Source organism: Umezawaea beigongshangensis (assembly GCF_016464305.1).
Classification (GTDB): Bacteria; Actinomycetota; Actinomycetes; order Mycobacteriales; family Pseudonocardiaceae; genus Umezawaea_A; species Umezawaea_A beigongshangensis.
Genome location: NZ_JAEIOJ010000003.1, coordinates 487,295 through 512,998, shown reverse-complemented (window position 1 = coordinate 512,998; position 25,704 = coordinate 487,295). Strand labels below are relative to the sequence as shown.

Genomic DNA, 25,704 nt, shown 5'->3' with positions numbered 1-25,704 from the left:
AACCTACTCGGCGCGGGGCGCGCGCTTCCCGGTGGGACACTGGTCTTCGTGGGACGACAGCGCGAGATTCCCGGCACGATCACGGCACAGGTCGACTTCGGCGTGGCCAGGCTCGTGCCCGACGAGCACCGGCAGCGCGCGTGGGAGCTCACCGTGGACGGCACCCCGCAGTCGCACGTGGACCTCGACGACCCGTCGTACCTGCTGTTCGAGTACACCCGGCGGATCGGCCACGTCCTCGACCACACCGCGCCGCGCGGCGAGTCGCTGCGGGTGCTGCACCTGGGCGGCGGGGCGCTGACGCTGCCGCGCTACGTCGCCGCCACGCGGCCTGGATCGAGCCAGCAGGTCGTCGAGGCCGACGCCGCGCTCGTCGAACTGGTGCGCCGCGAGCTGCCGGTCGACCGCGGGTCGCGCATCCGCATCCGGCACGGCGACGCCCGCGAGGTCATGTCGCGGGCGCCGGACGACGCCTTCGACGTGGTGATCAGCGACGTGTTCGCCCGCGCCACGACACCGGCGCACCTGACCACGCGGGAGTACGTGCGCGACGCCGACCGGGTGCTGCGCTCCGGCGGGGTGTTCGTGGCCAACGTCGGCGACACGTGGCCGCTGGAGTACGCCCGCTCCCAGATCGCCAACGCCACCGCCGTGTTCGAGCACGTGTGCGCGATCAGCGATCCGGGGACGCTGAACGGGCGCCGCTTCGGCAACGTCGTGATCGTCGGCAGCCACCAGCCGCTGCCGATCGCCGCGCTCACCAGGCACGCGGCGGGCGACGTGTTCCAGGGCCGACTGCTGGAGGGCGCGGCCCTCACCCGCTTCACCAGCGGTCGCAAGCCGGTGACCGACGCGACGGCGGCGCCGTCCCCGACGCCGCCGAGCGGCTTGTTCGGCTGAGCCGCCGAGCGGCTTGTTCGGCTGAGCCGCCGAGCGGCTCGTTCGGCTGAGCCGCCGAGCGGCTCGTCCGGCTGAGCCGCCGCGTCAGTCCAGCGTGGTCACGAAGCGCGACACGGCGTCCGGGTGGAGCTTCTGCGCGATCCGGCCCTGCGGCGCGAGCGACCCCAGGCGGTACAGCGGCCGGTCGGCCGCCGCCTCGCCGCGCGCCTCCGCCCGCAGCTGCGCCACCAGCAGGCCCGAGTACACGAGTCCCCTGGCGTCGCCGCGGCCCGCGAGGACGTCGGCGAGGCGGCGCAGCGGGAACACGCCCAGCTCGCGCCCGCCCGTGCCCGCGTAGATCGCGAGCGCCAGGTTGATCGCCTTGCGGCCACCGCTGACGAGGAGCCCCATCGTCCTGCTGCCGCGCACGTCCGTCACCAGCAGGTCGATCTTCTCCGCGCCGTGCAGGTCGACCGAGCGCGTCCCGAAGGCCCGCACGGACAGGACGGTGCCCTGGAGCCACACCCGCCGCCGCGCCTCGCTCCACGCGAGCATCAGCAGGGGCAGGCCCACGATCGCCGCGGCGACCAGACCGGCGGTGCGCCCGCCGATCAGCCCCACGAGACCACCGATCGCACCGGCGATCAGCACCGCGCCGATGCCGACCATGCGGGCGCGCTTGCGCACCGTGGCCGGGTCGAGCAGGTCCAGCGGTACGCGCTCCTCCGCGGTCGACGGCTGTGCGGAGCCCTCGGTCTCGTCGCTCACCGGCCCAGCGCCTCCAGCACGGCGGCCACGGCCCCGTCCAGCGGGATCTGCCGCTGCTCACCCGTGGCCAGTTCCTTGAGCTGCGCCGCACCGGCCTCGATGTCCCGGTCGCCGAGCACCAGGGCGAACCGCGCGCCCGACTTGTCCGCGGCCTTCATCGCGCCCTTGAGGCCGCGACCGCCGTAGGCGAGGTCGGTCCGCACGCCCGCGGCGCGCAGCTCACCCGCGAGCGCCACCACCCGGCCCTTGGCCGCGTCGCCCAGCGGCACGCCGAAGACGTCGCAGCGCGTCACGTCACCGGGCGTGATGCCCTCGGCCCGGCACGCCAGCAACGTGCGGTCCACGCCCAGCCCGAAGCCGACACCGGCCAGCGGCTGCCCGCCGAGCTGCTCCATGAGCCCGTCGTAGTGCCCGCCGCCGCCGATGCCGGACTGCGCGCCCAGGCCGTCGTGCACGAACTCGAACGTCGTCTTCGTGTAGTAGTCCAGGCCGCGCACCATCCGCGGGTTCTCGACGTACTTCACGCCCAGCGCGCTCAAGTACCCCTTGACCTGCTCGTAGTGCTCCCGCGTCTCCGGCGACAGGTTGTCCACCATCAGCGGCGCGTCGGCGACCATCTCCCGCACCTCGGGACGCTTGTCGTCCAGCACGCGCAGCGGGTTGATCTCCGCGCGGCGGCGGGTCTCCTCGTCCAGCGGCAGGGCGGCGAGGAACGCCTGGAGCTTCTCCCGGTACTGCGGGCGGCAGGTGGAGTCGCCCAGCGACGTCATCTCCAGCCGGTAGCCGGTCAGGCCCAGCGCGCGGAAACCGGCGTCGGCGACGGCGATGACCTCGGCGTCGAGCGCGGGGTCGTCCACGCCGATCGCCTCGACGCCGACCTGCTGGAGCTGGCGGTAGCGGCCCGCCTGCGGGCGCTCGTAGCGGAAGAACGGCCCGGCGTAGCACAGCTTCACCGGCAGCGAACCGCGGTCCAGGCCGTGCTCGACGACAGCGCGCATCACGCCGGCCGTGCCCTCGGGACGCAGCGTCACCGAGCGGTCGCCGCGGTCGGCGAAGGTGTACATCTCCTTGCTCACGACGTCGGTCGACTCGCCGACGCCGCGCGCGAACAGCGCGGTCTCCTCGAAGACCGGCAGCTCGACGTGGCCGTACCCGGCACGCCGGGCCGACTCGACCAGGGTGTCGCGCACGGCGGCGAACGACGCCGAGACCGGCGGGAAGTAGTCGGGGACGCCCTTGGGCGCCTGGAAGGGGGTGATGCCGGATGAAGTCACTTCTACAGTCCTCGGTGCGGGGTGGCCGGTGCGTCCGCGCCCAGTTCCAGCAGGAACGGGTTGCTCGCGCGCTCGCGGCCGATGGTCGTCGTGGGCCCGTGGCCGGGCAGCACCACCGTGTCGTCGTGCAGCGTCAGCACCTTGTCGCGCAGTGACGCCAGCATCCTCCGGTGATCTCCGCCCGGCAGGTCGGTGCGTCCGACGGAGCCGGCGAAGAGGGTGTCCCCGGACAGCACGAGCCGTCCGCCCTCCTGCGTGCCGGCGCGGAACATCACCGACCCGCCGGTATGGCCCGGCGTGTGGTCGACGGTCATCGTCAACCCGGCGAGGTCCAGTTCGGCGCCGTCGGCCAGCGAGCGCACCTCGCGGGGCGCGCGCATCTCCAGCTGACCGCCGAAGAACGCCCGCGACTCCGCGCTGAGGCCGAGCATCGGGTCCGCCAGCATCGCCTCGTCGTCCGGGTGGATCCAGGCGGGGACGTCGTTGCCGTCGCAGACGGGCGCGACGGAGAACGAGTGGTCGAAGTGCCCGTGGGTGAGCAGCACGGCGACCGGCGACAGCCGGTGCTCGCGCAGGGCCTCCGCGATCGGCTCGACGGCGTCCTGCCCAGGGTCGACCACCACGCACGGCCCGCCCTTCTCGGGGGCCAGCAGGTAGCAGTTGGCCTGCAGGGCCCCGGTCGGGAACCCGATGACGAGCACTGGCAGACCTCCGGAGGCAACAGAACGACAACGAATTCCAGCGGAACCGCAGGACCAGCGTAGCGGGAGGGGCGCGCGCGACGACCAGCACACGGACCTCACAGGTGATGGCAATAGGATGCCAGCCGACGACCACCCACGAGCAGCACGAATCCCCGGGGAGGGAGCAGGTGCCGACCAACGAGCAGCGCCGCGAGCAGGCAAAGCGGAAGCTGGAGCGTCAACTCGTCCGCCGAGCGGAGAGGCAGAAGCGCCGTCGCATCACCGCTGTCGCACTGACCTCGGTCGCCGTGCTGGTGGTCGCCGGCGGCGTCTACTTCCTGGCGACGCGCGACTGGGGCAGCGGCGACGCCGAGGCTGCGGCGAGCAGCACCGCCGAGCCCTCGGAGGTCGTGGACAAGCCCGCGGCGATCCCGACCGAGATCGCCGCGATGCCCAAGCGGCCCACCCCCCTGCCCTCGCCGGCGAGCTGCGAGTACCCGGCGGGCGCCGAACCGGCCAGCAAGCAGGTCAACGCACCCGCCGCCGGGCAGGTCCCCGCCGAGGGAACCGTCGGTGTCACGCTGGGCACCTCGGTCGGCGACCTGAAGTTCACGCTGGACCGCGCGCTCGCGCCGTGCGCCGTGAACAGCTTCGTGTCGCTGGCGCAGCAGAACTACTTCAACGACACCTCGTGCCACCGGCTCACCACGTCCGAGGGCCTCCAGGTCCTCCAGTGCGGTGACCCGACCGCGCAGGGCAGCGGCGGTCCCGGCTACAGCTTCAAGGACGAGGTGTTCCCGGAGCTGACCTACGGCCGCGGCATGCTGGCGATGGCGAACTCGGGCCCCGACACCAACGGCAGCCAGTTCTTCGTCGTCTACGGCAACGCGCAGCTCCCCGCGAGCTACACGGTGTTCGGCTCGGTGGACCCGGAGAGCCTGAAGCTGGTCGACGAGGTGGCCAACGCGGGCACGATCCGCGCCACCCAGGAGGGCGACGGCTCGCCGAAGACCCCGGTGCAGATCACCTCGGCCACCGTCCTGGCCTAGCACGACCAGACGACACGAGGGGCCCGGCGCGCGCGATGCGCCGGGCCCCTCGTGCTTCCCCGTCGTGGAGAGTTCCCCCACGAGCCGGTTGCCGGGAAGTCTGCCGCTCCCCGCTGTCACGCCGCTGACGTCACGCCGCAGACGTCACACCGCGTGACGTCACGAGGCAGACGTCACGCGGTACACGTCGTACACGCCCTCGATGCTGCGCACGGCCTTGAGCACGTGCCCGAGGTGCTTGGGGTCGCCCATCTCGAAGGTGAACCGGCTGACGGCCACCCGGTCGCGGGACGTCGTCACCGACGCCGACAGGATGTTCACCTTCTCGTCGGCGAGCACCTTCGTCACGTCGGACAGCAGCCGGTGCCGGTCCAGCGCCTCCACCTGGATGGCGACGAGGAACACCGAGGACGACGACGGCGCCCACTCCACGTCCAGCAGCCGCTCGGGCGAGCCCATGAGGTCGTCGGCGTTCGTGCAGTCGGTGCGGTGCACGCTGACCCCGCCACCGCGGGTGACGAACCCGAGGATGTCGTCACCGGGCACGGGCGTGCAGCACCGGGCGAGCTTGACCCACACGTCACCGGCGTCCTTGACCACCACACCGGCGTCGCCGGTGACCCTGCGACGGGTGACCGTGGACGGCGTGGACCGCTCGGCCAGCTCCTCCTCGGCGTGGTCGACGCCGCCGAGCAGCGCCACGAGCCGCTGCACGACGTGCCTGGCCGAGGTGTGCCCCTCCCCCACCGCCGCGTACAGCGACGACATGTCGGGGTAGTGCAGCTCCTTCGACAGGGCGTTCATCGAGTCGGCGGACACGAGCCGCTGGAGCGGCAGACCGACGCGGCGGACCTCCTTGGTGATCGCGTCCTTGCCGATCTCGATCGCTTCTTCCTTGCGCTCCTTCGCGAACCACTGCTTGATCTTGGCCTTGGCGCGGGGAGACGCGGCGAACGACAGCCAGTCCCTGGTGGGACCGGCGCCCTCCGCCTTGGAGGTGAAGATCTCGACGACCTCGCCGTTCTCGAGCTTGCGCTCCAGGGCGACGAGCCGGCCGTTGACGCGGGCTCCGATGCAGCGGTGCCCCACCTCGGTGTGCACCGCGTAGGCGAAGTCGACCGGCGTGGACCCCACGGGCAGCGTGTGCACGTCGCCCTTGGGGGTGAACACGAAGATCTCGCGGGTCGCGAGGTCGTAGCGCAGCGACTCCAGGAACTCGCCGGGGTCGGCGGCCTCGCGCTGCCAGTCGAGCAGCTGGCGCATCCACGCCATCTCGTCGACCTCGACGCCCTTGCCGCTGTGCGTGCCGCGCGTCTCCTTGTACCGCCAGTGCGCCGCGATGCCGTACTCGGCGGTGCGGTGCATCTCGTAGGTGCGGATCTGCACCTCCAGCGGCTTGCCGTCCGGCCCGATGACGGTCGTGTGCAGCGAGCGGTACACGCCGAAGCGCGGCTGGGCGATGTAGTCCTTGAAACGACCGGGCATCGGCTGCCACAGGGCGTGCACGACGCCCATCGCGGCGTAGCAGTCGCGCACCTCGTCGACCTGGATGCGCACGCCCACGAGGTCGTGGATGTCGTCGAACTCCCGGCCGCGGACGATCATCTTCTGGTTGATCGAGTAGTAGTGCTTGGGCCTGCCCTCGACCTTCGCGGTGATCCGCGCGGTCTCCAGCTGGCCGGACAGCTCCGTGATCACGCCGCTGAGGTACGTGTCGCGCGACGGCGCGCGGTTGGCGACCAGCCGCACGATCTCGTCGTACTTCTTCGGCTGGAGGATCGCGAACGCGAGGTCCTCCAGCTCCCACTTCACCGTGGCCATGCCCAGCCGGTGCGCCAGCGGGGCCAGCACCTCCAGCGTCTCGCGGGCCTTGCGGGCCTGCTTCTCCGGCGGCAGGAAGCGCATGGTGCGCATGTTGTGCAGCCGGTCGGCCAGCTTGATCACCAGCACCCGCGGGTCGCGGGCCATCGCGATGACCATCTTGCGGATGGTCTCCGCCTCGGCCGCCGCGCCCAGCTTGACCTTGTCGAGCTTGGTGACGCCGTCGACCAGGCGCGCGACCTCCTCGCCGAAGTCGGCCTTGAGCTGCTCCAGCGAGTAGTCCGTGTCCTCGACGGTGTCGTGCAGCAGCGCCGCGACGAGCGTCGTGGTGTCCATGCCCAGCTCGCCGAGGATCGTCGCCACGGCGAGCGGGTGGGTGATGTAGGGGTCGCCCGACTTGCGGCGCTGCGGCCGGTGCTTCTCCTCGGCCACGTCGTACGCGTGCTGGAGCAGCGCCAGGTCGGCCTTCGGGTGCAGGTCGCGGTGAACGGCGGCCAGCGGTTCGAGGACCTGCTTGACCGGCGCCGCTCGCTGGGCGGTGATGCGGCGCGCGAGGCGGGCGCGCACGCGACGCGTCGCCGACGGGACCTGCCGCTCGGTGGCGGCGGGAGTCGGCGCTGCCGGTTCGGTGTCCTGGCTCAACCACGCTCCTCGGTCTCGGGCACCGGCCGGGAGGGGTCCCGCCGGTAACGAGGGTCCGAGTCGGTGCTGTCTACGACCCGGACTCCGAGAATAACCCCGGCGAGCGCGGACACCGTTCTCGGGAGCGACGAGCGCGCGGTCTCACACGGCGAGCAGCGCGTTCACGTTCCGTCCCGCTAGTCGAGCACGACCGCCCAGAGAGGAGATCTCCAGGACCACCGAGACGCCGGTCACGATGCCGCCCGCGCGCTCGACGAGCGTGCACGCCGCCTCCGCGGTGCCACCGGTGGCCAGCACGTCGTCCAGGACGACGACGTGCTGACCGGGCTGGACGGCGCCGGAGGGCAGCTCCAGCTCGGCGGTGCCGTACTCCAGGTCGTAGGAGACCCGGTCCGCGACGGCCGGCAGCTTGCCCGGCTTGCGCAGCGGCACCACGCCGTAGTGCCACCCGTACCCCAGCGGGGCTCCCAGCAGGAAGCCCCGCGACTCGATCGCCGCCACGAGCCGGGTGTCGGGGTGGATGTGGTCCTGCAGGGCGTCCACGACGGCCCGGAGCGCGTCCGGATCGGCGAGGACCGGCGTGAGGTCCCGGAACAGCACTCCCGGTGAGGGGAAGTCCGGGACCTCGCGCATCAGCGCCAGGGCGCGGTCGAGCTTCAACGGTTCCTCTTGCCGGTAGGACGGCCACGACGGGCGTCGGTCGCCCTGGCGGTGCGCGCGGGCGTGCTCGCGGCCGCGGACATCGCCCTCTCCCTGCGCAGCTCGGCGGACAGCGCCTCGTCGTCGGTCGACTCGACCTCGTCGTCCTCGGTGACCACCCGGCCCGCGAGGGCCGTCTTGCGGGCGAGGTTGTCCCGGCGGGCCCGGACGCGCTGCGCCTGCGCCTGGTACTTCGGGTTGCGCATCTTCAGGTCCACCGCGATGGGGGCGGCCAGGAAGATCGACGACAGGGCACCGACGAACATGCCGGTGAGCTGCACCAGCGCGAGGTCCTTCAGCGTGCCGACGCCGAGCAGGCCGACGCCGATGACCAGCAGGCCGATGACCGGGAGCAGCGCGATCAGCGTGGTGTTGATCGACCGCATCAGGGTCTGGTTGACCGCGAGGTTCGCCGCCTCGCCGTAGGTGCGCCTGGTCAGGCCCAGGATGCCGCGGGTGTTCTCCTTGACCTTGTCGAACACCACGACGGTGTCGTACAGGGAGAAGCCGAGGATCGTGAGCAGGCCGACGACCGTGGCCGGGGTGACCTCGAAGCCGACGAGCGAGTAGACGCCCGCGGTGATCACCACGTCGTGCAGCACCGCGACGAGCGCGCCGATCGCCATGGCGAACTCGAAGTACAGCACCAGGAAGAGCACGACGGCGACGAGGAAGACCAGCAGCGCGATCAGGGCCTGCTGGGTGATCTCACCGCCCCACGACGCGCTCACGGCGCTGTCGCTGATCGTCTCGATGCCGCCCCGCGGCTTCAGGTCGTCGTTCAGCGTGGTCTTGAGCTGCGCGATCTGCTGCTGGTCCAGCGTCTCGGTGCGGATCTGGATGCTGGCGGTGTCGCCGGTGCCGACCTGCTGGACGACGCCCGCGTCGCGCCCGACCGCCTTGCTGAAGGAGTCCTCGACGGCCTCGGTGGTGATGGTGGCCTGCGTGCTCGCCGCCGGGAGCTGGATGCGCGTGCCGCCCTCGAAGTCGATGCCGAGGTTGAAGCCGCGGAACACCAGGGAGGCGAGGCAGATCAGGACCAGCGTCCCGAACAGGAGGTACCAGCGCTTGCGCTTGCCGACGATGTCGAACGCGCCGGTACCGACGTAGAGCCGGTGCAGGACGCCGTTGCGGCGGGTCGGCTCGGTGGTGTCCGGCTTGCTGCTGTCGGGCTTGGACACGTCAGGCCTCCTTCACGGCGGTGCTCTTGGCGGCCACGGCCCGCTCGTCGGCGCCGGCGCGCTGTGCCGCGCCCAGGCCGGTGAGCTTCGGGTGGGAGAGCTTCTTGGACTTCGACACCATCGCGACGAGCGGGTGCGTCACCAGGAACACCACGATCAGGTCGAGGACCGTCGACATGCCCAGCGTGAACGCGAAGCCCTTCACCTGGCCGACGGCGATCACGTAGAGGATCGCGGAGGCCAGGAAGCTGACCGCGTCGGCGGACAGGATCGTGCGGCGGGAGCGGACCCACGCGCGCGGCACGGCGGAGCGGAACGAGCGGCCCTCGCGGACCTCGTCCTTCAACCGCTCGAAGAACACCACGAACGAGTCAGCCGTGATGCCGATCGCGACGATGAAACCGGCGATGCCCGCGAGGTCGAGCGTGAACCCGATCCAGCGGCCGAGCAGCACCAGCACGCCGTAGACGATCACACCGGACAGCACCAGCGACAGGATCGTCAGCAGGCCGAGCATCCGGTAGTAGAACAGGCAGTAGACGAAGACCAGCAGCAGGCCGATGCCACCGGCGATCAGGCCGGCCTCCAGCGACGCCAGGCCGAGCGTGGCGGACACGGTCTCGGCCTCGGAGGCGGAGAACGACAGGGGCAGCGAGCCGTACTTCAGGACGTTCGCGAGGTTCGTGGCCTCGCTCTGGGTGAACTGACCCGAGATCTGGGTCTGGCCGCCCAGGATCGCCTCGTTGATGCTCGGTGCCGACACGACCTGCGTGTCGAGCACCACGGCGACCTGCTGGCCGACGTTGGCCGAGGTGAACTTGCCCCACTTCGCGCCGCCGTCGCCCTCGAAGTTCAGGCTGACGATGAAGCCGGCGCCCTGCGGGTCGCTGCCCGCGTTCGCGTCGCTGATGTCCTCACCGGTGAGGCGGGTGTAGGTGCTGTAGTCGTCCGGCGTCTCGTTCGGGTCGGCCGGCTGCACGGGGGCGAGCAGGTAGTTCGTGACGCGGTCCTGGTCGCAGGTGATCAGCGGCAGGCTCGGGTCGTCGTTGCCGAGCAGCGGGTCGACCACGGGGCAGGTGAACGCGGCGAGGGCCTGCTGGACGGTCTGCGCGTCGAGCTGCGCGAGCTGCGGGTCCTGGCGGCAGGTCTTGGCCTCCTGGATGGCCTGCGAGCCGTCGCTGGAGTACTCGCCGTTGAAGACCTTCTGGCAGTCGACCTGCGGCTGAGCGGCGGCGTCGCCCTCGGGCGCCGGGGTCTCCGAGGCCGGAGCGGGCTCCGTCGTCGGCGCCGGCTGGCCCTGCTGGGCCGGTGCCGGGCGGCCCTGCGGCGCGGGCGACGACGGGGAGGAGGCGGACTCGCTCGGCGCGACCGACTCGCTCGGCGCGGCGCTGCCCGAGGTGGGCGCGGCGCCGGGGTCGGCGCTGCCCGACGGAGCGGGCGTCGTGCTGGGCGCCTGCGGCTGCACCGGCATCGGCGAGCCGACGACCTTGCGGAACGCGAGCTTGGCCGTCTGGCCCAGGCTCTTGGCACCCTCGCTGTTGTCACCCGGAACCGTGATGACCAGGTTGGTGCCGTCGCGGACGACCTCCGCACCGGACACGCCGAGTCCGTTGACGCGGGTCTCGATGAGTCCGCGCGCCTGGTCGAGCGATTCGTCGGACGGCGTGCCACCGTCGGGGGTGCGCGCCGTCAGCGTGACGCGCGTGCCGCCCTGCAGGTCGATGCCGAGCTTGGGGATCGCGCTGCCACCGCCGGTGAGAAACACCAGGGCGTAGAGCGCGACCACGATGAGGACAAATGCGCCCAGGTACTTCGCTGGGCGGATCTGCCCGGCCGGAGGTGCCACGGTCCGTCCGTCTCCTCGAACTGGATGATGTTGTAGGCGCGCGACCGGGGCCCGGATCGGTTCCGCAGCAGCGCACACTCACCCGAGGCGTTGTCAGTTCGGGCGAGGGCGCAGCGTACCCCGCTGCGTGTGAGCTGAACGTCACTGCCCGGAGTTGACGTCTTGACCGTTGCCAACTCCGGGGCCGGGGCGCCTGCCCGGATCACTTCTTGGTGTTGTGCTCCAGCGGAGGAGCGACCTCGGCCGCGGACGCGGTCGTCGCCGTGGACCCGGTGGTCGTGGTCGGCTCGGTCTCGACGACCTCGTCGTACTCGTCCTCGTCCTCGACCTCGTCGACCTCGTCGGTCGCGACGATCTTCTCGCGGACGGCCTGGCGCAGCCAGGTCGTCACGACGCCGTCGGCGATCTCGATGTCGATCGTGGTCTCGTCGGAGGTGTCCGCGACCGTGCCGTAGAGGCCGGAGGTGGTCATCACCCGGTCACCGGGCTCCAGGGAGCTGAGCAGTTGCTGCTGCTCCGCGAGGGCGCGCTTCTGCTTGCGAGCGCTGAGGAACAGCGGCACGGCGAGCAGCACGAGCAGCATCGGGAACAGCAGGGACGAGAGTTCCATCATTCTCCGTTCGATCGGGCGCCCGATTCGTACCGGAGTGCCCACTTCGCTGGGTGCACCGGAGATTGTGCCAGGTCGGTTCGCGCCGATCAGCCGGTGGCGTCGTCGAACAGTGTGGGAGCGGTTTCACCGGGAGCGTGGTCGGGGGCGTCGAGCCCGAGGTGCGCCCACGCCGCGGCGGTGGCCACCCGTCCCCTCGGCGTGCGCGCCAGCATCCCGGCCCGCACCAGGTAGGGCTCGCACACCTCCTCGACGGTGGTGGGCTCCTCCCCCACGGCCACCGCCAGGGTGGACACGCCCACCGGGCCGCCGCCGAAGGAGCGCACCAGCGCGTGCAGCACCGCGCGGTCCAGCCGGTCCAGCCCCAGCTCGTCCACGTCGTACACGGCGAGCGCGGCGCGGGCGATCTCCAGGTCCACCACGCCGTCGGCCCTGACCTCGGCGAAGTCGCGCACCCGGCGCAGCAGCCGGTTGGCGATGCGGGGCGTGCCGCGGGAGCGCCCGGCGATCTCCCGCGCGCCGTCGTCGCGCAGGTCGACGCCGAGGATGTCGGCCGAGCGCCGGACGATCAGCTCCAGCTCGCCCGGCGTGTAGAACTCCATGTGGGCGGTGAAGCCGAAGCGGTCGCGCAGCGGGCCGGTCAGCGCCCCGGACCTCGTGGTGGCTCCGACCAGCGTGAACGGGGCGATGTCCAGCGGGATGCTCGTCGCGCCGGGCCCCTTGCCCACCACGACGTCCACCCGGAAGTCCTCCATCGCGAGGTAGAGCATCTCCTCGGCGGGACGGGCGATGCGGTGGATCTCGTCGATGAACAGCACGTCGCCCTCGACGAGGTTCGACAGCATCGCCGCGAGGTCGCCCGCGCGCTCCAGCGCGGGCCCCGAGGTGATCCGGATGGCCGCGCCCAGCTCCGCCGCGATGATCATCGCGAGGCTGGTCTTGCCCAGGCCGGGCGGGCCGGACAGCAGCACGTGGTCCGGCGGGGCGCCCCGGCGCATCGCTCCGTGCAGCACCAGTTCGAGCTGCTCGCGCACGCGCGGCTGACCCACGAACTCGTGCAGGTCCTTCGGTCGCAACGTCGTCTCGACGTCCCGCTCCGCGGTCTGCGGCAGGGGTGACACGAGCGGGTCCGCGTCGGCGTCGCCGTCGTTCCAGGAGGTGTCGTTCACGGCTCGCCCGTCACTTCTTGCGACCCAGCGCGGCCAGCGAGCGGCGCAGCGCGGTCGAGGTGTCGATCGAGGCGTCGTCGGCCAGGACCGCCTCGACGGTCTGCTCGGCCTGCTTGGCCGGGAAGCCCAGGCCCAGCAGCGCCTCGGTGACCTGACCGCGGACGCGCTCGGCGTCGACGCGCGTGGACGGGCCGTCTGCGGCGGTCAGCGGGCCCACCTTGTCGCGCAGCTCGACGATCAGCCGCTCGGCGCCCTTGCGGCCGATGCCCGGCACCTGGGTGAGGACGGTGATGTTGCCGTCGGCCACCGCGGCCCGCAGCTTGTCCGGCTCCAGGACGGCGAGCGTCGCCAGGGCGAGGCGCGGGCCGATGCCGGAGACGGTCTGGAGCAGGCCGAACAGCTCGCGCGCGTCGGCGTCGGCGAACCCGAACAGGGTCAGCGAGTCCTCGCGGACGACCAGCGCCGTCGCGAGCTGCACCTCCTGGCCCCGGCGCAGCGTCGCCAGGGTCGCCGGGGTGGCCTGCACCGCGAGCCCGACGCCACCCACCTCGACCACCGCGTGGTCGAGACCGATGTGCTGGACCGGACCGCGCACCGACGAGATCACCGCACGCCTCCTGCTCTGCCCGTCTTGTCGTTCGCCGCCTGCGCCAGTCTGGCTCGGTGGTTGCGCGCGAGCTCGGCCGCCCTCGCCTGGGCGTCGGCCAGCCTCGACCGCATCGGCGCCCGCCACAGGTGGCAGATCGCCAGCGCGAGCGCGTCGGCGGCGTCGGCGGGCTTCGGCGCCTCGGCGAGACCGAGCAGCCTCGTCACCATCGTCGTGACCTGGGCCTTGTCGGCCCGGCCCGAGCCGGTGACCGCCGCCTTGACCTCGCTGGGCGTGTGGAACACGACCGGCAGGTTCCGCCGCGCGGCTCCCAGCGCCACCACGCCACCGGCCTGGGCGGTGCCCATGGCCGTGCGGACGTTGTGCTGGCTGAACACCCGCTCGATCGCCACGACCTCGGGCGAGTAGCGGTCGAGCCACACCTCGACGGCCTCGGAGAGCTGGAGCAGCCGCAGCGCGAGGTCCACGTCCACCGGCGTGCGCACGACGTCCACCGCGACGCACCGCACGGTGCGCCCCGGACCTCCGTCGACCACGCCGAACCCGCACCGGGTCAGGCCGGGGTCGACACCCAGCACGCGCACGTCGTTCCCTTCGCAGCCGAACACTCGTTCGAGACCCTAGAGGGTGCGGCCGACACCGGCGGAACCGACACGCTGAGGTGACTTGTGGAGACGAACGGTCGACAGAGCGTCACCGGATTACTACAGTGACCGAGTCCGCCGAGCCGCTACCAGTGTGGGGTGCGATGACCGCCAAGCGGTTCAGCGTCGTGGCCGCGGCGGCGACGACCGTCCTGGTCGCGGTGGTGGCGCTGGTGGGCACCGACGCGCTCGGCCGCGAGGCGTCGCTCGTGATCGACAAGGTCTTCCAGTTCACCGGCTCGGCCGCCGCCGTCGTGGCCTTCTCCCGCACCGCGCGCCACCGCGCGGGGGTGGCCCGCCGCTGGCGGTCGTGGATGGTCGCCGCGACCGGCAGCCTCGCGGTCGGCCTGGCGGTGTGGATCTGGGGCCAGGTGTTCTTCGGGGTCTGGCTGCCCACGTCGATGCTCTCGCCGGTGTGCTTCGTGCTCGTGCCGCTCCTGGTGCTGGGCGCGGTGCTGGCCGTGGCTCGCGGCGACGACCACGACCACGCCCACCCCGCCGACCGCCCGGTCCGGCGACCGCGCGGCCGGGCGGTGCTGGTGCTCGACGGGCTGGTCGTCGCGGGCTCGGTGTTCGTCCTGACGTGGGTGTCCGCGCTGGAGTCGGTGGTCCGCGAGTGGGCCAGCTCCGGTCCCGCCTTCACCCCCGTCGTCGTTCACCCGGCCGGGTACCTCGTGCTGGTCGTGGTGCTGCTGGTGCTGTCGTGGAACCACGACTCGGTCCGGCGGCTGCCGATGCTGTTCATCGCGCTGGGCGGTCTCGCGCAGTCCGCGTCCGGCTGGGTCTTCGCCTACCTGATCAGCCAGGGCGCCACGGCCGTGCCCACGATCGCCGACGCCGGGTTCCTGGCGGGCCCGGTGCTGTTCCTGCTCGCCGCCCTCGCTCCCGTCCGCGGCCGGCGCTCGTCCGCCGCCGGCGAGACGCTGTACCTGCTCGTGCCGTACCTGCCGCTGGTGGTGACCGGGCTGTTCATCGCGTTCGGCACGGCGAGCGGTGTGCGGTTCGACCCGGTGGAGATCTACGCGGGGCTCGCCGTGGTGCTGCTGGTGATCGTGCGGCAACTGCTGACGATGATCGACAACGTGCGCCTGGTGGAGCAGCTCAGCCACAGCCGCGAGCAGTTGCGGCACCTGGCGTTCCACGACTCGCTGACCGGCGTGGCGAACCGGGCGCTGCTGCGGGACCGGCTCACCGCCGCCCTGGCCCGGCAGGACCGGGTGGACCAGCGGCTGGTGCTGCTGTTCATCGACGTCGACGGGTTCAAGAAGATCAACGACGACTTCGGCCACGCCGAGGGCGACGCGGTGCTGCGCAACGTCGCCGAGCGGCTCCTCGGGTGCGTGCGCCCGGAGGACGTGGTGGCGCGGCTCGGCGGCGACGAGTTCGGCGTGCTCGTCGACGGGCACCGGGGCGCGGCCGAGCAGATCGGCGAGCGGGTGCTGGCCGCGCTGCGCGTGCCGCACCGCATCGGGGGCCGCGAGCACCGGGTGTGCGCGAGCATCGGCGTCTGCGAGCAGACGGCCTACGAGCCCGGTTGCAGCGCGGACGACGTGCTGGGCCGCGCCGACGCGGCGATGTACTCGGCCAAGCGCCTGGGCAAGGGCATGGTGGTGGTGCACGAGACGCCCGAGGTGGCGCGGCGTTGATTCGGCGGTTCGGGTGCTCGGAGTCCGGTCGCACCCCACGCACCTCGAATTGAGCTTTCGGGCATGGTGAGTTGAGCGTTCGGGCATGGTGAGTTGAGCGTTCGGGTGGCTTGAGTCGAGCGTTCCGGGCGGCGGTCAGACCGGGCGGAGCAGGATCTCGTTCACGTCCACGTGCGGGGGCTGGGAGATCGCGTGGAGGAACGCCTCCGCCACGTCGGACGGAGCCAGCTTGGGGTCCGCCGCGCGCTCGGGCGGGATGCCGCCGGTGTCCACCAGGCCGGGTTGCAGCAGCGTGACGCGCACGCCGGTGCCCGCGCACTCGGCGCGGACGTTCTCCGCGAGGCCGGTGACGGCCCACTTCGTCGCCGAGTACAGGTTGCCCGGCCGGACGCCCCGACCGGCGGCGGAGCCGGTGAACACGAGGTGGCCGCGGCTGCGGACGAGCGCGGGCAGCGCGGCCTTCGCGGTGAACGCCGGGCCGCAGACGTTGGTCAGGACCATGTCGGCCCACCGCTCGGGCGGTGCTCCCCCGTCGGTCAGGAACGAGGTGGAGACGCTGGTGCCCGCGTTCGCGAACACCACGTCGAGGCGTCCCCACTCCCGCTCGACGCGCGCGACCAGGGACGCGAGCGCTGCGAAGTCGGTCACGTCGCACGACTCGGTCCAGACCCTGCCGGGGTCGGCGCGCTCGCGCAGCGGCCCGGCGTCGCGCGCGACGAGGACGAGGCGGTGGCCGCGCCGGGCGGCGAGGTCCGCGGTGGCGGCGCCGATCCCGCGGGAGGCTCCGGTGACGAGCACGACACGTGACACGACTCGACCGTAGCCGGTGCGCCTGACCAGTGCTTTCCCCGCCCGAGAACTCCGGGGAAAAGTTTTTCCGCCGGACGTATCCAGGGGGCCCGGACCGGCTCCTTACTCTGCGAGGGGATACCGGCGCCTCGTGCGCCGGACGTCCGGCAGGGGGACGGCTCCTCGGGGGGATGCAGGAAGCGCGGGCCGAGGGGGGACCGCGTGCGTGGGGGGTTCAGGGGCCGGGGGGGGGGGCGCCCCCCGGCGCGGCCGGCCCCCCCCCCCCCCCCGCGCCCCCCCCAGCAAAGCCCGCCCCCACGGCGGGGTGCTACCCGCCGCCTGGCGGCTCGGGCGGCTCTAGCGCTGCTTGGTGGTCTGGCGGCGGCCCCGCCGGGGGGGGGGCCCCGGGGGGGGGCCCCCACCACTCGTGGGACCGGTCGGCTCAGTTCTTGCTGACCGTGTCGAAGCGCTCGTCGGTGAGCGGGCTCGCGACGAGACCGGAGATCTTGCCGCTCACGACGATGGCGGGCGGCGAGTGGGACACCGGCACGGCGGGCAGGAACTTGGACATGACGTCCTTGTTGACCTGCTTGTAGGCGTCGGCGTGCGCGGTCGGGTCGACGGTGGCGTCGGCCGCGGCGAGCGCGTCGAACAGGGCGGGGTCGTTGAAGCCGAACTCGGCCTTCTCGCGACCGAAGAACGTGCCGACGAAGTTGCCGGCGTCGTTGTAGTCACCGGTCCAGCCGAGCAGGTGCAGGTCGTGCTTGCCCGCCTTCTGCACGTCGTCCTTGTAGCCGCCGTTCCACGGGCGGGACACCAGCTCGACGGTGACGCCGGCCTTCTTGAGGTCGTCGGCGATGACGGCCGCGAGCTCGGAGGGGTTCGGCATGTACGGGCGGGTGACCTCGGTGGGCACGAAGAACTTCAGCGTCAGGTTCGCCGCGCCGGCCTCGGTCAGCAGCGACTTCGCCTTCTCCAGGTCGTACGGGTACTGCTGGACGTCGTCGGCGTAACCGGCGACGGTGTCCGGCATGAACTGCGTCGCGACCTCGGCGCCCTCGGGCAGCTTGGTCTTGACCAGCTGCTCGCGGTTGACGGCGTAGGCGATGGCCTGGCGGACGCGGACGTCCTTCAGCGCCGGGTTGTTCGCCTGGTTGATGCCCAGGTAGAGGATGTTGAACGCCGGGCGCGGGGTGACCTGGAAGCCGCTGGACTTGAGCGACTCGAAGTCGGCCGGGCTGGGCAGGTCGTAGCCGTCGATCGAACCGGCCTGGAGCTCCTGCTTGCGCGCCTGCTCGTCCGGGATGATCTTGAAGATCAGCTTGTCGAGCTTGGTCTTCTCACCGTGGTAGGCGTCGTTGCGGACCAGGGTGATCGTGCCGTTGGCCTTGTCGAAGCCCTCGAACTTGAACGGGCCGGTGCCCGTCGGGTGCTCGGTGGCGTAGGCCGGGTAGCTGAACGAGTCACCGGACTGCTCGACCTTGTCGGCGTCGTACTTCTTCAGCGCGTCGGGGCTGGAGATCGAGAACGACGTGAGGCCGAAGGCCGCGGGGAACGCGCCCTTGTAGGTCGAGAGGTTCAGGACCGCGGTGGTGGCGTCCTTGGCCTCGCAGCCCTGGTAGAGCGGCTCGCCGGCGGCGTCGCCCTCGTTGGCCGCGAAGCCGCCGAACACGTCGCCGTAGTAGATCATCTGGCTCTGGGCGGCAGCGCCCTTCATGTTGAACCAGCGGTCGAAGTTGAAGCACACGGCCTCGGCGTTGAACTCGCTGCCGTCGTGGAACTTCACTCCGGAGCGGAGGGTGAACGTCCAGGACTTGCCGTCCTCGCTCGCCTCCCACTTCTCGGCCAGGCCGGGGGCGAGGTCCGCCGTGCCGCGCTTGTACGTGATCAGCGTCTCGTACATCTGGCGGATCGGGCGGAAGCTCTCGCCGTCGTCGTTGAAGATCGGGTCGAAGTTCTTCGGCTCACCAGCAGCACCGAAGATCATCGTGCCGCCGACCGCGCCGGACCCCGAGTCGCCGCCCCGGTCGGACTGGGCGCAGGCGGACAGGGAGAGCGCGGCGACCGCGGTCATGCCGATCGCCGCGGACGCACGGCGCCGGGCCGTTCGCAGATGAACCATCAAACACCCCTAGGGAAACAGTCCGGGATCTCACGGTGTGGTCACGGACCCTAACCGGTTCGACTACGCCTTCCGGGGTCCGTGAGGTCACGATCCGGCCACTGGAACGAACATTCTCCTACGTCGCGCACCCGACCGCTGACCCACCGTGACCAGGCTCTGTCAAGCGGCCCGCCGGACAACATGTAGAACGGAACTCGTACGCCCGGACAGGAGGTTTCGGCGAGATGAGCACGCAGCTGGAGTTCGGGGTCCTGGGCCCGCTCCAGGTGCTGGTGAACGGCGAGGAGCTGCCCGTCCGGGCAGGACGGCACCGCGCGCTGCTCGTCTCCCTGCTCCTGCGGGCCGGCGCGGCGGTGTCCGTGGACGAGCTGGCGGTCCACGTGTGGGGCGACGACCCGCCCGCCAGGTACCGCGGCACCCTCCAGACCTACGTGATGCGGCTGCGCCAGGCGCTCGGTCCCGCCGTGCCGATCCGCACGGTGCCCGACGGCTACCTGGTCGACGTGGACGAGCGCACCCTCGACCTCGCCCGCTTCGGTCCGCTGGTCGAGCAGGGCGAGCAGGACCTCGCCGCGGGCAACCTCACGGCGGCGGCGGCCGCGTTCAGCGCGGCGCTCGGCCTGTGGCGCGGCCCCGCGATGGTCGACGTGCCGTCGCAGGTGCTGCACCGCGACGAGGTGCCGCGCCTGGACGAGCGGCGGCTGCACGCCCTGGAGCGCCGCATCGGCGTCGACCTGGAGCTCGGCCTGCACGCGCTGCTCGTGCCCGAGCTGACCGCCCTGACCTCCCAGCACCCGCTGCGCGAGCGGTTCTGGGCGCAGCTCGTGCTGGCCCTGCACCGCAGCGGCAGGCGGGACGAGGCGCTGACGGCGTTCGACCGGGTGTCCCGGCTGCTGGCCGACGACCTGGGCATCGACCCCGGCGACGAGCTGCGCGCCGCGCACGCGCAGGTCCTGCGCGGTGAGCCGTTCCTGGAACGCGCCGCCGTCGTCGCGCGGGTCGCGGGACCGGAACGGGCGGTGCCGTCGCAGCTGCCGGCCGACATCGGGGACTTCGTCGGCCGCGACCGGGCCGCGCGGCTGGTCGAGGCGCTGCTGCTCACGGCGCAGAACGTGCCCGTGGTGGCGCTCGCCGGGCCGCCCGGTGTGGGCAAGACGGCGCTGGCCGTGCACTGCGCGCACCGCCTGCGGGCGCGGTTCCCCGACGGCCAGCTCTACGTGAACCTGCGCGGGTACGCGCCCGGCCCGCCGCTGAGCGCCGTCGACGTGCTGCCGAGGTTCCTGCGGGCGCTGGGCGTGGCCGCCGAGTCGATCCCGCTGGACCAGGACGAGCAGGAGGCGATGTTCCGGGAGCGGCTCACCGGGCGCCGCGTGCTGCTCGTCCTGGACAACGCCGCGACGGCCGAGCAGATCCGTCCGCTGCTGCCCGGTCCGCAGGCCGTGTCCGCTCTGACCCGGCTGCCCGGCTCGCAGGGCTGCGCGGTGCTGGTGACCAGCCGCGACACCCTGCGCGAGCTCGCCGTGAGCCACGCGGCCAGCAACGTGCGGCTCGACGTGCTCGACGTGCGGGAGGCGCGGGCGCTGCTGGCCGGGATGCTCGGCCGCGACCTGGTGGAGGCGCAGCCCGAGGCCGCCGACGCCCTCGCCGAGCTGTGCGCCCACCTGCCGCTGGCGCTGCGCATCGCCGCCGCCAACCTGATGAGCCGCCCCGACACGACGATCGCCGAGTACGCCGAGGAGCTGCGCGCGGGCAACCGGCTCGCCGCGCTGGCCGTGGACGGCGACGAGCGGATCGCGGTGCACGTGGCGTTCGACCTGTCCTACGCGGCGCTGCCTCCCGAGCTGGCGCACCTGTTCCGGCTGCTCAGCGTCGTGCCGGGCACGGACATCACGCCCGACGTGGCGGCGGCCATCACCCGGCTCACCACCCAGCAGGCCCGGCGCGGGCTGGACCGGCTCGCGGCGGCGAACCTCGTCGACGACCACGCGCCGAACCGCTACCAGTTCCACGACCTGCTGCGCGAGTACGCCGCCGCGCGGCTGCACGCCGAGCGGACCGCGCAGGAGGCCGCCGCGGCGTTCGAGCGGCTGGTGCAGTGGAGCGTGCGGTCGGTGGACAACGCGACGACCGCGATGAAGACGACCATGCTGCGGCTGCCGCGCCCGCCGGAGTCCGAGGGGCTGGCGCCGCGCACGTTCAGCTCCCACCTGGAGGCCAAGGCGTGGCTCGACGCCGAGCGGGCGAACCTCGTGGCGCTCGTCGGGGAAGCCGCCCAGAGCGACCAGCGGGGGTCCTGGCAGCTCGCCGACGCCCTGCGCGGCTACTTCTACACGCAGGGCCTGCCAGCGGAGTGGCTGACGACCGCCAAGGCGGGGCTGCGCGCGGCGCAGGACGTCGACGACCCGGTGGGACAGGTCGCGATGCTCAGCTCGCTGGGCACGCTGTTCTGGGCCATCGGCCGCCAGCTCACCGCCCTGGAGCACTACCGCAGGGCCGTGCCGCTGCTGGAGCGCGCCGGGGTGCCCGAGGCGGAGGCCGCGCTGCTGTCCAACCTCGGCACGGTCCACATCGACCTGGGCGAGCTGGAGCAGGCGGCGGAGCACCTGGAGCACGCGCTGGTGATCACCCGCCGGATCGGCGCGCACCAGCGCGAGGCGGTCGCCCTGTTCAACCTCGGCGGCGTGTACCTCCAGCTCGGTCAGCTCGACCGGGCGGCCGGGGCGTTCGAGGGGTCGCTGGCGGTCGGCACGCGGCTCGGGGTGTGGGTGACGCAGGCCAACAGCGTGCGCGCGCTGGGCGAGGTGCACGCGCTGCGCGGGCGACCGGCCGAGGCCGCGGAGATGTTCCGCCGCGCGGGCGCCCTCTACGAGCGCGCGTCGGCGCGGATCTTCAGCCACCTGCCGCACGAGGGCATGGCGGTCGTGCACATCATGCGCGGCGACTACGACGAGGCGATCACCGAGGCCACCCGTGCCAGGACCATCGCCGCCGACATCGGCAACCAGAAGGGCGTGTGCGACGCGAACAACGTGCTCGGCGAGGCGCTGACCCTGGCCGGGCGCGGCGACGAGGCCGCGACGTGCCACGGGGAGGCGCTGCGGCTGGCCGAGGAGTCGAGCTACGCGTTCGGCGCGTGCAACGCCCGGCGCGGCCTGGCGTGGACCCGGCTCGCGGCGGGTGACCCGGAGGAGGCGCTGCTGCTGGCCACGCAGGCGTGGGAGGCGACCGGCCGGGCCCGGTTGCGGCTCGCCGAGACGGACGTGCTGGTGCTGCTCGGGCGCGTGCGGCTCGAACTGGGCGACGTCGACGAGGCGCTGGACCGCGCGCGCCGCGCCGAGGAGCTCAGCGAGCGCAGCGGCCAGCGGCTCGTGCACGCGCAGGCGGCGTGGCTGGCCGGGGACGCGCTGCTGGCCGCCGGGGACCGGGAGGCGGCGCTGCGCGCCTGGTCGGGCGCGCTGGAGGTGTTCACCGAGGTCGGCACGCCCGACGCGCACGTGCTGCGCGGCACGGTCGAGGGTGTGACGGGCAACCGGCGCTGACCGGCGTCAGGCGGTGACCACGACGTCGGCGCGCGAGCGCGGGTCGTCCACCGCGAACCAGCCCCGCTCGAAGTCCTGCCAGCGCCGCAGGTGCTCGCGGCTGCCCTCGCCGTCGCGCCGCACGGCCCGCTCCAGTCGCACCAGCGGGTCGTCCAGCTCCACGAACACCGCGAGCGACAGCTTCTCGGCGATCGACCGGCGGGCGGCGGACACGCCCTCGACGACGAGCACCTCGGGCGGCTCCACGGTGATGTGCTCACCGGGCTCCGGGAAGCCGTTCGGCCACACCACGCGCTGGTAGCGGCCCGCCTCCCCGCGGGACAGGGGCTCCAGGACGCCGTCGCGCAGCGTCGGCCACCACGACACCGGGTCGTCCCAGGTGGCGAAGTGGTCGGTGGGGACGAGCACCGTGCGCACCGGCAGGTCGGCCGCGAGCCTCGCGGCGACCGTGCTCTTGCCGGCGCCGGACGGCCCGTCCACGGCGACCAGCCGCACCGCGCCCAGCCTCGGTGGTGCGGCGAGCACCGCCGCGACGAGGTCGGTCACATCGAGCGGCGGCCGGACAGCGCGCGGCCCAGCGTCAGCTCGTCGGCGAACTCCAGGTCTCCGCCCATCGGCAGGCCCGACGCGAGCCGGGTCACCGCGAGGCCGGGGAAGTCGCGCAGCATCCGCACGAGGTAGGTCGCAGTCGCCTCGCCCTCGGTGTTCGGGTCGGTGGCGATGATGATCTCGGTGATGTCCTGGCCGTCGGTGCGGGTCGACATCCGGGTCAGCAGCTGGCGGATGCGGAGCTGGTCGGGGCCGACGCCGGACAGCGGGTCCAGCGCGCCGCCCAGCACGTGGTAGCGGCCCTTGAACTCGCGGGTGCGCTCCACCGCGAGGACGTCCTTCGGCTCCTCCACCACGCACACCACCGACGGGTCGCGGCGCGGGTCGCGGCAGATCCGGCAGGTCGTCTCGGCCGAGACGTTGCCGCAGACGTCGCAGAACACCACGCCGTCCTTCACCTTCTGCAGGGCGTCCTGCAACTTCCCGATGTCGGCCGGGTCGGCCGCCAGCAGGTGGAAGGCGATGCGCTGCGCGCTCTTGGGACCGACGCCCGGCAACCGGCCGAGCTCGTCGATCAAGTCCTGTACCGGACCCTCGTACATCCGCGTCCCGTCTGTGATCGGAGTGGTCGGTCGCACCGGCGGCCCGCGGCGCGTGCCGCGGGCCGCCGGTGACCGGAGCGGGGATCAGCCGAGCAGGCCGCCGAGGCCGCCCATGTCGCCCAGCCCGCCCGCGAGCGGGCCCATCTTCTGCGCCGCCAGCTCCTGCGCCGCGCGGTTGGCGTCGCGCACCGCGGCGACGACGAGGTCCGCGAGGGTCTCCGTGTCGTCGGGGTCCACGACCTTCGGGTCGATGGTGAGAGTCTTCAGCTCGCCGCCGCCGGACACCACCGCCGTCACCAGACCGCCACCGGCCGTGCCCGTGACCTCGGCGTCCGCGAGCGCCTGCTGTGCCTCAGCTAGCTGCTGCTGCATCTTCTGCGCCTGCTGGAGGATCTGCTGCATGTTGGGCTGACCGGGTTGCACCGCGGTTCCTCTCGTCGGTTCTGCCGCCGGCTCCAGCGTAGTCGCGCCGGGCACGCGGTCGTCCCGCGCGGCACCGGGGCGCGACGGCCGTCACTTCGACTTGATCGGCCTGGCGCCCAGTTCGTCGGCGAGCAGCTTCAGCATCACGGCCTCGGGGTCGTGCTTCTCCCCCTCGTCGCCCGGTTCGGTCGGGCGCGCGGCCTCGGCGAGCATCTCCTCCTCGTCCACCGGCTCCGGCGGGAGGGGGTCGTCGGGCTCGGGCGGCTCCGGCGGCGGGGGCACGTCGTCGGCCGCCGAGCGCGGGCGCTGCGACGACGACTGCGGCTCCTGCGCCGCCCGCCCGGCCTGGCTGGGCCTGGTGGGGGCGGCGGCGCGCTGCTTCACCGGTGCCGCGGGCCGCGCTCCGGCCGACCCCGGCTCGGCGTGCACGCACAGGACCTGCCAGGTGCCGCCGAACACCGCCGTCAGCGCCTTGGAGATGGCCTCGGCGTTGCGCGGCTCGGCGAGCCGGCGGGCCAGCGGGGCCGAGGTGTGACCGATCGTGACGGTGGTGCCGTCGACCGCGGTGACGGTGGCGTTGGTCAGCATCGCCTCGGTGCTGCGGCTGCTGGCGCGCACCGCGCCCAGCAGCTCCGACCACCTGCGGCGCAGACCGGCCGCGTCGAGGGCCCCGGTCGCCGCGTCGGCGACGGGCTCGGCGACGGGTGCGGCGGACACGGGCGCGGCGGGCACCGCGGGCACGGCAGACACCGCGGGCACGGCAGACACCGCGGGTGCGGCCGCGACGGGCGCTGGCACGACCGGTGCTGGCGCGGCGACCGGCGGCGGTGCGACGGGCGCGGGCCGCGCGGGTTCCGGGACCTGCGCGGGAGCCTCCCGCACGGGCGCGACCGGCTCGGGCTCCGGGCCGCGCCGGGAGGGTCGCTGGAACGCGGGCCGCGACTCGGCGGCGACGTCGCCGGGAGCCATCTGGGCCGACGTCGTCCGGCGCTCCAGCCGCTCGACGCGCTGGAGCAGCGCTGCCTCCGACTCGTCGGCCGCCGGCAGCATCATGCGGGCGCAGACCAGCTCCAGCACCAGGCGGGCGGCCGTGGCCCCCCGCATGTCGGTGAGGCCCTGGTGGACGATCTCGGCGTAGCGGGACAGCGTCGCGGGGCCGATCTGCTCGGCCTGCGCCACCATCGTCGCCACCTCGTCCTCCGGCGCGGACACCAGCCCGCGTTCGGCGGCGTCCGGCACGGCCCTGATCAGCACGAGGTCGCGCAGCCGGTCGAGCAGGTCGGAGGCGAAGCGGCGCGGGTCGTGACCGGCCTCCACGAGACGGTCGACCGTGCCGAAGACCGCGGCCCCGTCACCCGTCGCGAGGCCGTTGACCACGTCGTCGATCAGCGCCACGTCCGTGACGCCGAGCAGCGACACGGCGCGGTCGTAGGTCACTCCCTCGGGCCCGGCGCCCGACAGCAGCTGGTCCATGACGGACTGGGTGTCGCGGGCCGAGCCGCCACCGGCCCGGATGACCAGCGGGAACACCGGCGCGGCGACCTGCACGCCCTCGGCCGCGCAGTTCCGCTCCAGCAGGGAGCGCATCGCGCCGGGCGGGATCAGCCGGAAGGGGTAGTGGTGCGTGCGCGAGCGGATCGTCGGCAGGACCTTCTCCGGCTCCGTCGTCGCGAAGACGAAGATCAGGTGCTCCGGCGGCTCCTCCACGATCTTGAGCAGGGCGTTGAAGCCCTGCGTCGTGACCATGTGGGCCTCGTCGATGATGAACACCCGGTAGCGGGACTCGGCCGGGGCGAAGAACGCCTTGTCGCGCAGCTCGCGGGCGTCGTCCACACCACCGTGGCTCGCCGCGTCCAGCTCGACGACGTCGACGCTGCCGGGGCCGTTGGGCGCGAGACCGACGCACGAGTTGCACTCGCCGCACGGGTCCGGCGTGGGGCCCTGCACGCAGTTCAGCGAGCGCGCCATGATGCGCGCGCTGGACGTCTTGCCGCAGCCGCGCGGCCCGGAGAACAGGTAGGCGTGGTTCACCCGCCCCGACGCCAGCGCCGTGCGCAACGGCTCGGTGACGTGCTCCTGCCCGACCACCTCGGAGAAGGAGGCCGGTCGGTACTTGCGGTAGAGGGCCAGCGCCACGCGGGAGACAGTACCGGCAGGCC

21 protein-coding genes are annotated in these 25,704 nt (G+C 72.9%); 4 read left to right on the top strand and 17 right to left on the bottom strand.

All coding sequences use genetic code 11. The annotated features are described in order from the left end of the window. Positions 1–48: 48 nt before the first annotated feature. Positions 49–900 carry a spermidine synthase gene (locus IMZ35_RS10660; protein WP_199440806.1) on the top strand — a complete coding sequence of 284 codons (852 nt, stop codon included), beginning with the start codon at positions 49–51 and terminating at the stop codon, positions 898–900. 84 nt (positions 901–984) lie between these two features. Here the strand turns inward: IMZ35_RS10660 and IMZ35_RS10655 are convergent, their stop codons facing one another. Genes IMZ35_RS10655 through IMZ35_RS10645 form a run of 3 tightly spaced genes read right to left on the bottom strand, consistent with a single transcriptional unit; the run spans position 985 to position 3,622 of the window. Beyond that, positions 985–1,647, bottom strand: a complete 663-nt coding sequence (locus IMZ35_RS10655) for a hypothetical protein (protein WP_199440805.1) — start codon at positions 1,645–1,647, stop codon at positions 985–987. Beyond that, on the bottom strand, positions 1,644–2,906 hold the full coding sequence (gene hisS, locus IMZ35_RS10650) for a histidine--tRNA ligase (RefSeq protein ID WP_199441020.1): 1,263 nt from the start codon (positions 2,904–2,906) through the stop codon (positions 1,644–1,646). Before hisS ends, IMZ35_RS10655 begins: the two co-directional genes overlap by 4 nt. 17 nt (positions 2,907–2,923) lie before the next feature. Next, positions 2,924–3,622: an MBL fold metallo-hydrolase gene (locus IMZ35_RS10645; RefSeq protein ID WP_199440804.1), complete on the bottom strand. Its 699-nt coding sequence runs from the start codon at positions 3,620–3,622 to the stop codon at positions 2,924–2,926. Positions 3,623–3,792: 170 nt separating this feature from the next. Between IMZ35_RS10645 and IMZ35_RS10640 the strand changes: the two genes are divergently transcribed. Further along, a complete protein-coding gene (locus IMZ35_RS10640; RefSeq protein WP_199440803.1) occupies positions 3,793–4,653 on the top strand; it encodes a peptidylprolyl isomerase in 861 nt (286 codons plus the stop codon). A gap of 159 nt (positions 4,654–4,812) precedes the next feature. Here the strand turns inward: IMZ35_RS10640 and IMZ35_RS10635 are convergent, their stop codons facing one another. From IMZ35_RS10635 to ruvC, 8 genes are all read right to left on the bottom strand, one after another. After that, complete coding sequence (locus IMZ35_RS10635) at positions 4,813–7,116, bottom strand: RelA/SpoT family protein (protein WP_199440802.1); 2,304 nt, start codon at positions 7,114–7,116, stop codon at positions 4,813–4,815. Positions 7,117–7,257: 141 nt separating this feature from the next. Beyond that, positions 7,258–7,776: an adenine phosphoribosyltransferase gene (locus IMZ35_RS10630; protein WP_199440801.1), complete on the bottom strand. Its 519-nt coding sequence runs from the start codon at positions 7,774–7,776 to the stop codon at positions 7,258–7,260. Continuing rightward, positions 7,773–8,996, bottom strand: a complete 1,224-nt coding sequence (secF, locus tag IMZ35_RS10625) for a protein translocase subunit SecF (RefSeq protein ID WP_199440800.1) — start codon at positions 8,994–8,996, stop codon at positions 7,773–7,775. The genes IMZ35_RS10630 and secF overlap by 4 nt, the downstream gene beginning before the upstream one ends. Before the next feature lies 1 nt (position 8,997). Continuing rightward, the gene (gene secD / locus IMZ35_RS10620) at positions 8,998–10,842 is read right to left on the bottom strand and encodes a protein translocase subunit SecD (RefSeq protein WP_199440799.1); all 1,845 of its coding nucleotides are present in this window, start codon (positions 10,840–10,842) and stop codon (positions 8,998–9,000) included. Between the two features lie 202 nt (positions 10,843–11,044). After that, entirely contained in the window at positions 11,045–11,452 is a 408-nt protein-coding gene (gene yajC / locus IMZ35_RS10615; protein WP_229371363.1) for a preprotein translocase subunit YajC, read from the bottom strand. 89 nt (positions 11,453–11,541) lie between these two features. Beyond that, entirely contained in the window at positions 11,542–12,573 is a 1,032-nt protein-coding gene (ruvB, locus tag IMZ35_RS10610; RefSeq protein WP_199441019.1) for a Holliday junction branch migration DNA helicase RuvB, read from the bottom strand. A gap of 58 nt (positions 12,574–12,631) precedes the next feature. After that, positions 12,632–13,228, bottom strand: coding sequence for a Holliday junction branch migration protein RuvA (gene ruvA / locus IMZ35_RS10605; RefSeq protein WP_199440797.1), 597 nt, complete (start codon positions 13,226–13,228; stop codon positions 12,632–12,634). Beyond that, a complete protein-coding gene (gene ruvC, locus IMZ35_RS10600) occupies positions 13,225–13,812 on the bottom strand; it encodes a crossover junction endodeoxyribonuclease RuvC (protein ID WP_199440796.1) in 588 nt (195 codons plus the stop codon). The genes ruvA and ruvC overlap by 4 nt, the downstream gene beginning before the upstream one ends. Positions 13,813–13,976: 164 nt before the next feature. On the opposite strand from ruvC, the gene IMZ35_RS10595 reads away from it, so the two are divergent. Beyond that, a complete protein-coding gene (locus IMZ35_RS10595) occupies positions 13,977–15,518 on the top strand; it encodes a GGDEF domain-containing protein (RefSeq protein ID WP_199440795.1) in 1,542 nt (513 codons plus the stop codon). Positions 15,519–15,653: 135 nt separating this feature from the next. On the opposite strand, the gene IMZ35_RS10590 is transcribed toward IMZ35_RS10595, so the two are convergent. Both IMZ35_RS10590 and IMZ35_RS10585 read right to left on the bottom strand, forming a co-directional pair. Next, positions 15,654–16,328: an SDR family oxidoreductase gene (locus IMZ35_RS10590; RefSeq protein WP_307867909.1), complete on the bottom strand. Its 675-nt coding sequence runs from the start codon at positions 16,326–16,328 to the stop codon at positions 15,654–15,656. 421 nt (positions 16,329–16,749) lie between these two features. Further along, positions 16,750–18,429, bottom strand: coding sequence for an ABC transporter substrate-binding protein (locus IMZ35_RS10585; RefSeq protein WP_199440794.1), 1,680 nt, complete (start codon positions 18,427–18,429; stop codon positions 16,750–16,752). Positions 18,430–18,656: 227 nt separating this feature from the next. On the opposite strand from IMZ35_RS10585, the gene IMZ35_RS10580 reads away from it, so the two are divergent. After that, on the top strand, positions 18,657–21,971 hold the full coding sequence (locus IMZ35_RS10580) for an AfsR/SARP family transcriptional regulator (RefSeq protein ID WP_199440793.1): 3,315 nt from the start codon (positions 18,657–18,659) through the stop codon (positions 21,969–21,971). 6 nt (positions 21,972–21,977) lie between these two features. Here the strand turns inward: IMZ35_RS10580 and IMZ35_RS10575 are convergent, their stop codons facing one another. From IMZ35_RS10575 to IMZ35_RS10560, 4 genes are all read right to left on the bottom strand, one after another. Beyond that, positions 21,978–22,517, bottom strand: a complete 540-nt coding sequence (locus IMZ35_RS10575) for a uridine kinase family protein (protein ID WP_307867908.1) — start codon at positions 22,515–22,517, stop codon at positions 21,978–21,980. Then, a complete protein-coding gene (gene recR, locus IMZ35_RS10570) occupies positions 22,514–23,122 on the bottom strand; it encodes a recombination mediator RecR (protein ID WP_199440792.1) in 609 nt (202 codons plus the stop codon). The genes IMZ35_RS10575 and recR overlap by 4 nt, the downstream gene beginning before the upstream one ends. Before the next feature lie 84 nt (positions 23,123–23,206). Then, on the bottom strand, positions 23,207–23,545 hold the full coding sequence (locus tag IMZ35_RS10565) for a YbaB/EbfC family nucleoid-associated protein (RefSeq protein ID WP_307867907.1): 339 nt from the start codon (positions 23,543–23,545) through the stop codon (positions 23,207–23,209). 90 nt (positions 23,546–23,635) lie between these two features. Beyond that, positions 23,636–25,681 (bottom strand): DNA polymerase III subunit gamma and tau, encoded by a 2,046-nt coding sequence (locus IMZ35_RS10560; RefSeq protein ID WP_199440791.1) that lies wholly within the window; start codon positions 25,679–25,681, stop codon positions 23,636–23,638. Between the last annotated feature and the right edge of the window lie 23 nt (positions 25,682–25,704).

Excerpts from the sequence above, each read along its gene's own strand:
- IMZ35_RS10595 (WP_199440795.1), top strand. The coding sequence starts at position 13,977 with ATGACCGCCAAGCGGTTCAGCGTCGTGGCCGCGGCGGCGACGACCGTC.
- IMZ35_RS10580 (WP_199440793.1), top strand. The coding sequence starts at position 18,657 with ATGAGCACGCAGCTGGAGTTCGGGGTCCTGGGCCCGCTCCAGGTGCTG.
- recR (WP_199440792.1), bottom strand. The coding sequence starts at position 23,122 with ATGTACGAGGGTCCGGTACAGGACTTGATCGACGAGCTCGGCCGGTTG.
- yajC (WP_229371363.1), bottom strand. The coding sequence starts at position 11,452 with ATGGAACTCTCGTCCCTGCTGTTCCCGATGCTGCTCGTGCTGCTCGCC.
- IMZ35_RS10585 (WP_199440794.1), bottom strand. The coding sequence starts at position 18,429 with ATGGTTCATCTGCGAACGGCCCGGCGCCGTGCGTCCGCGGCGATCGGC.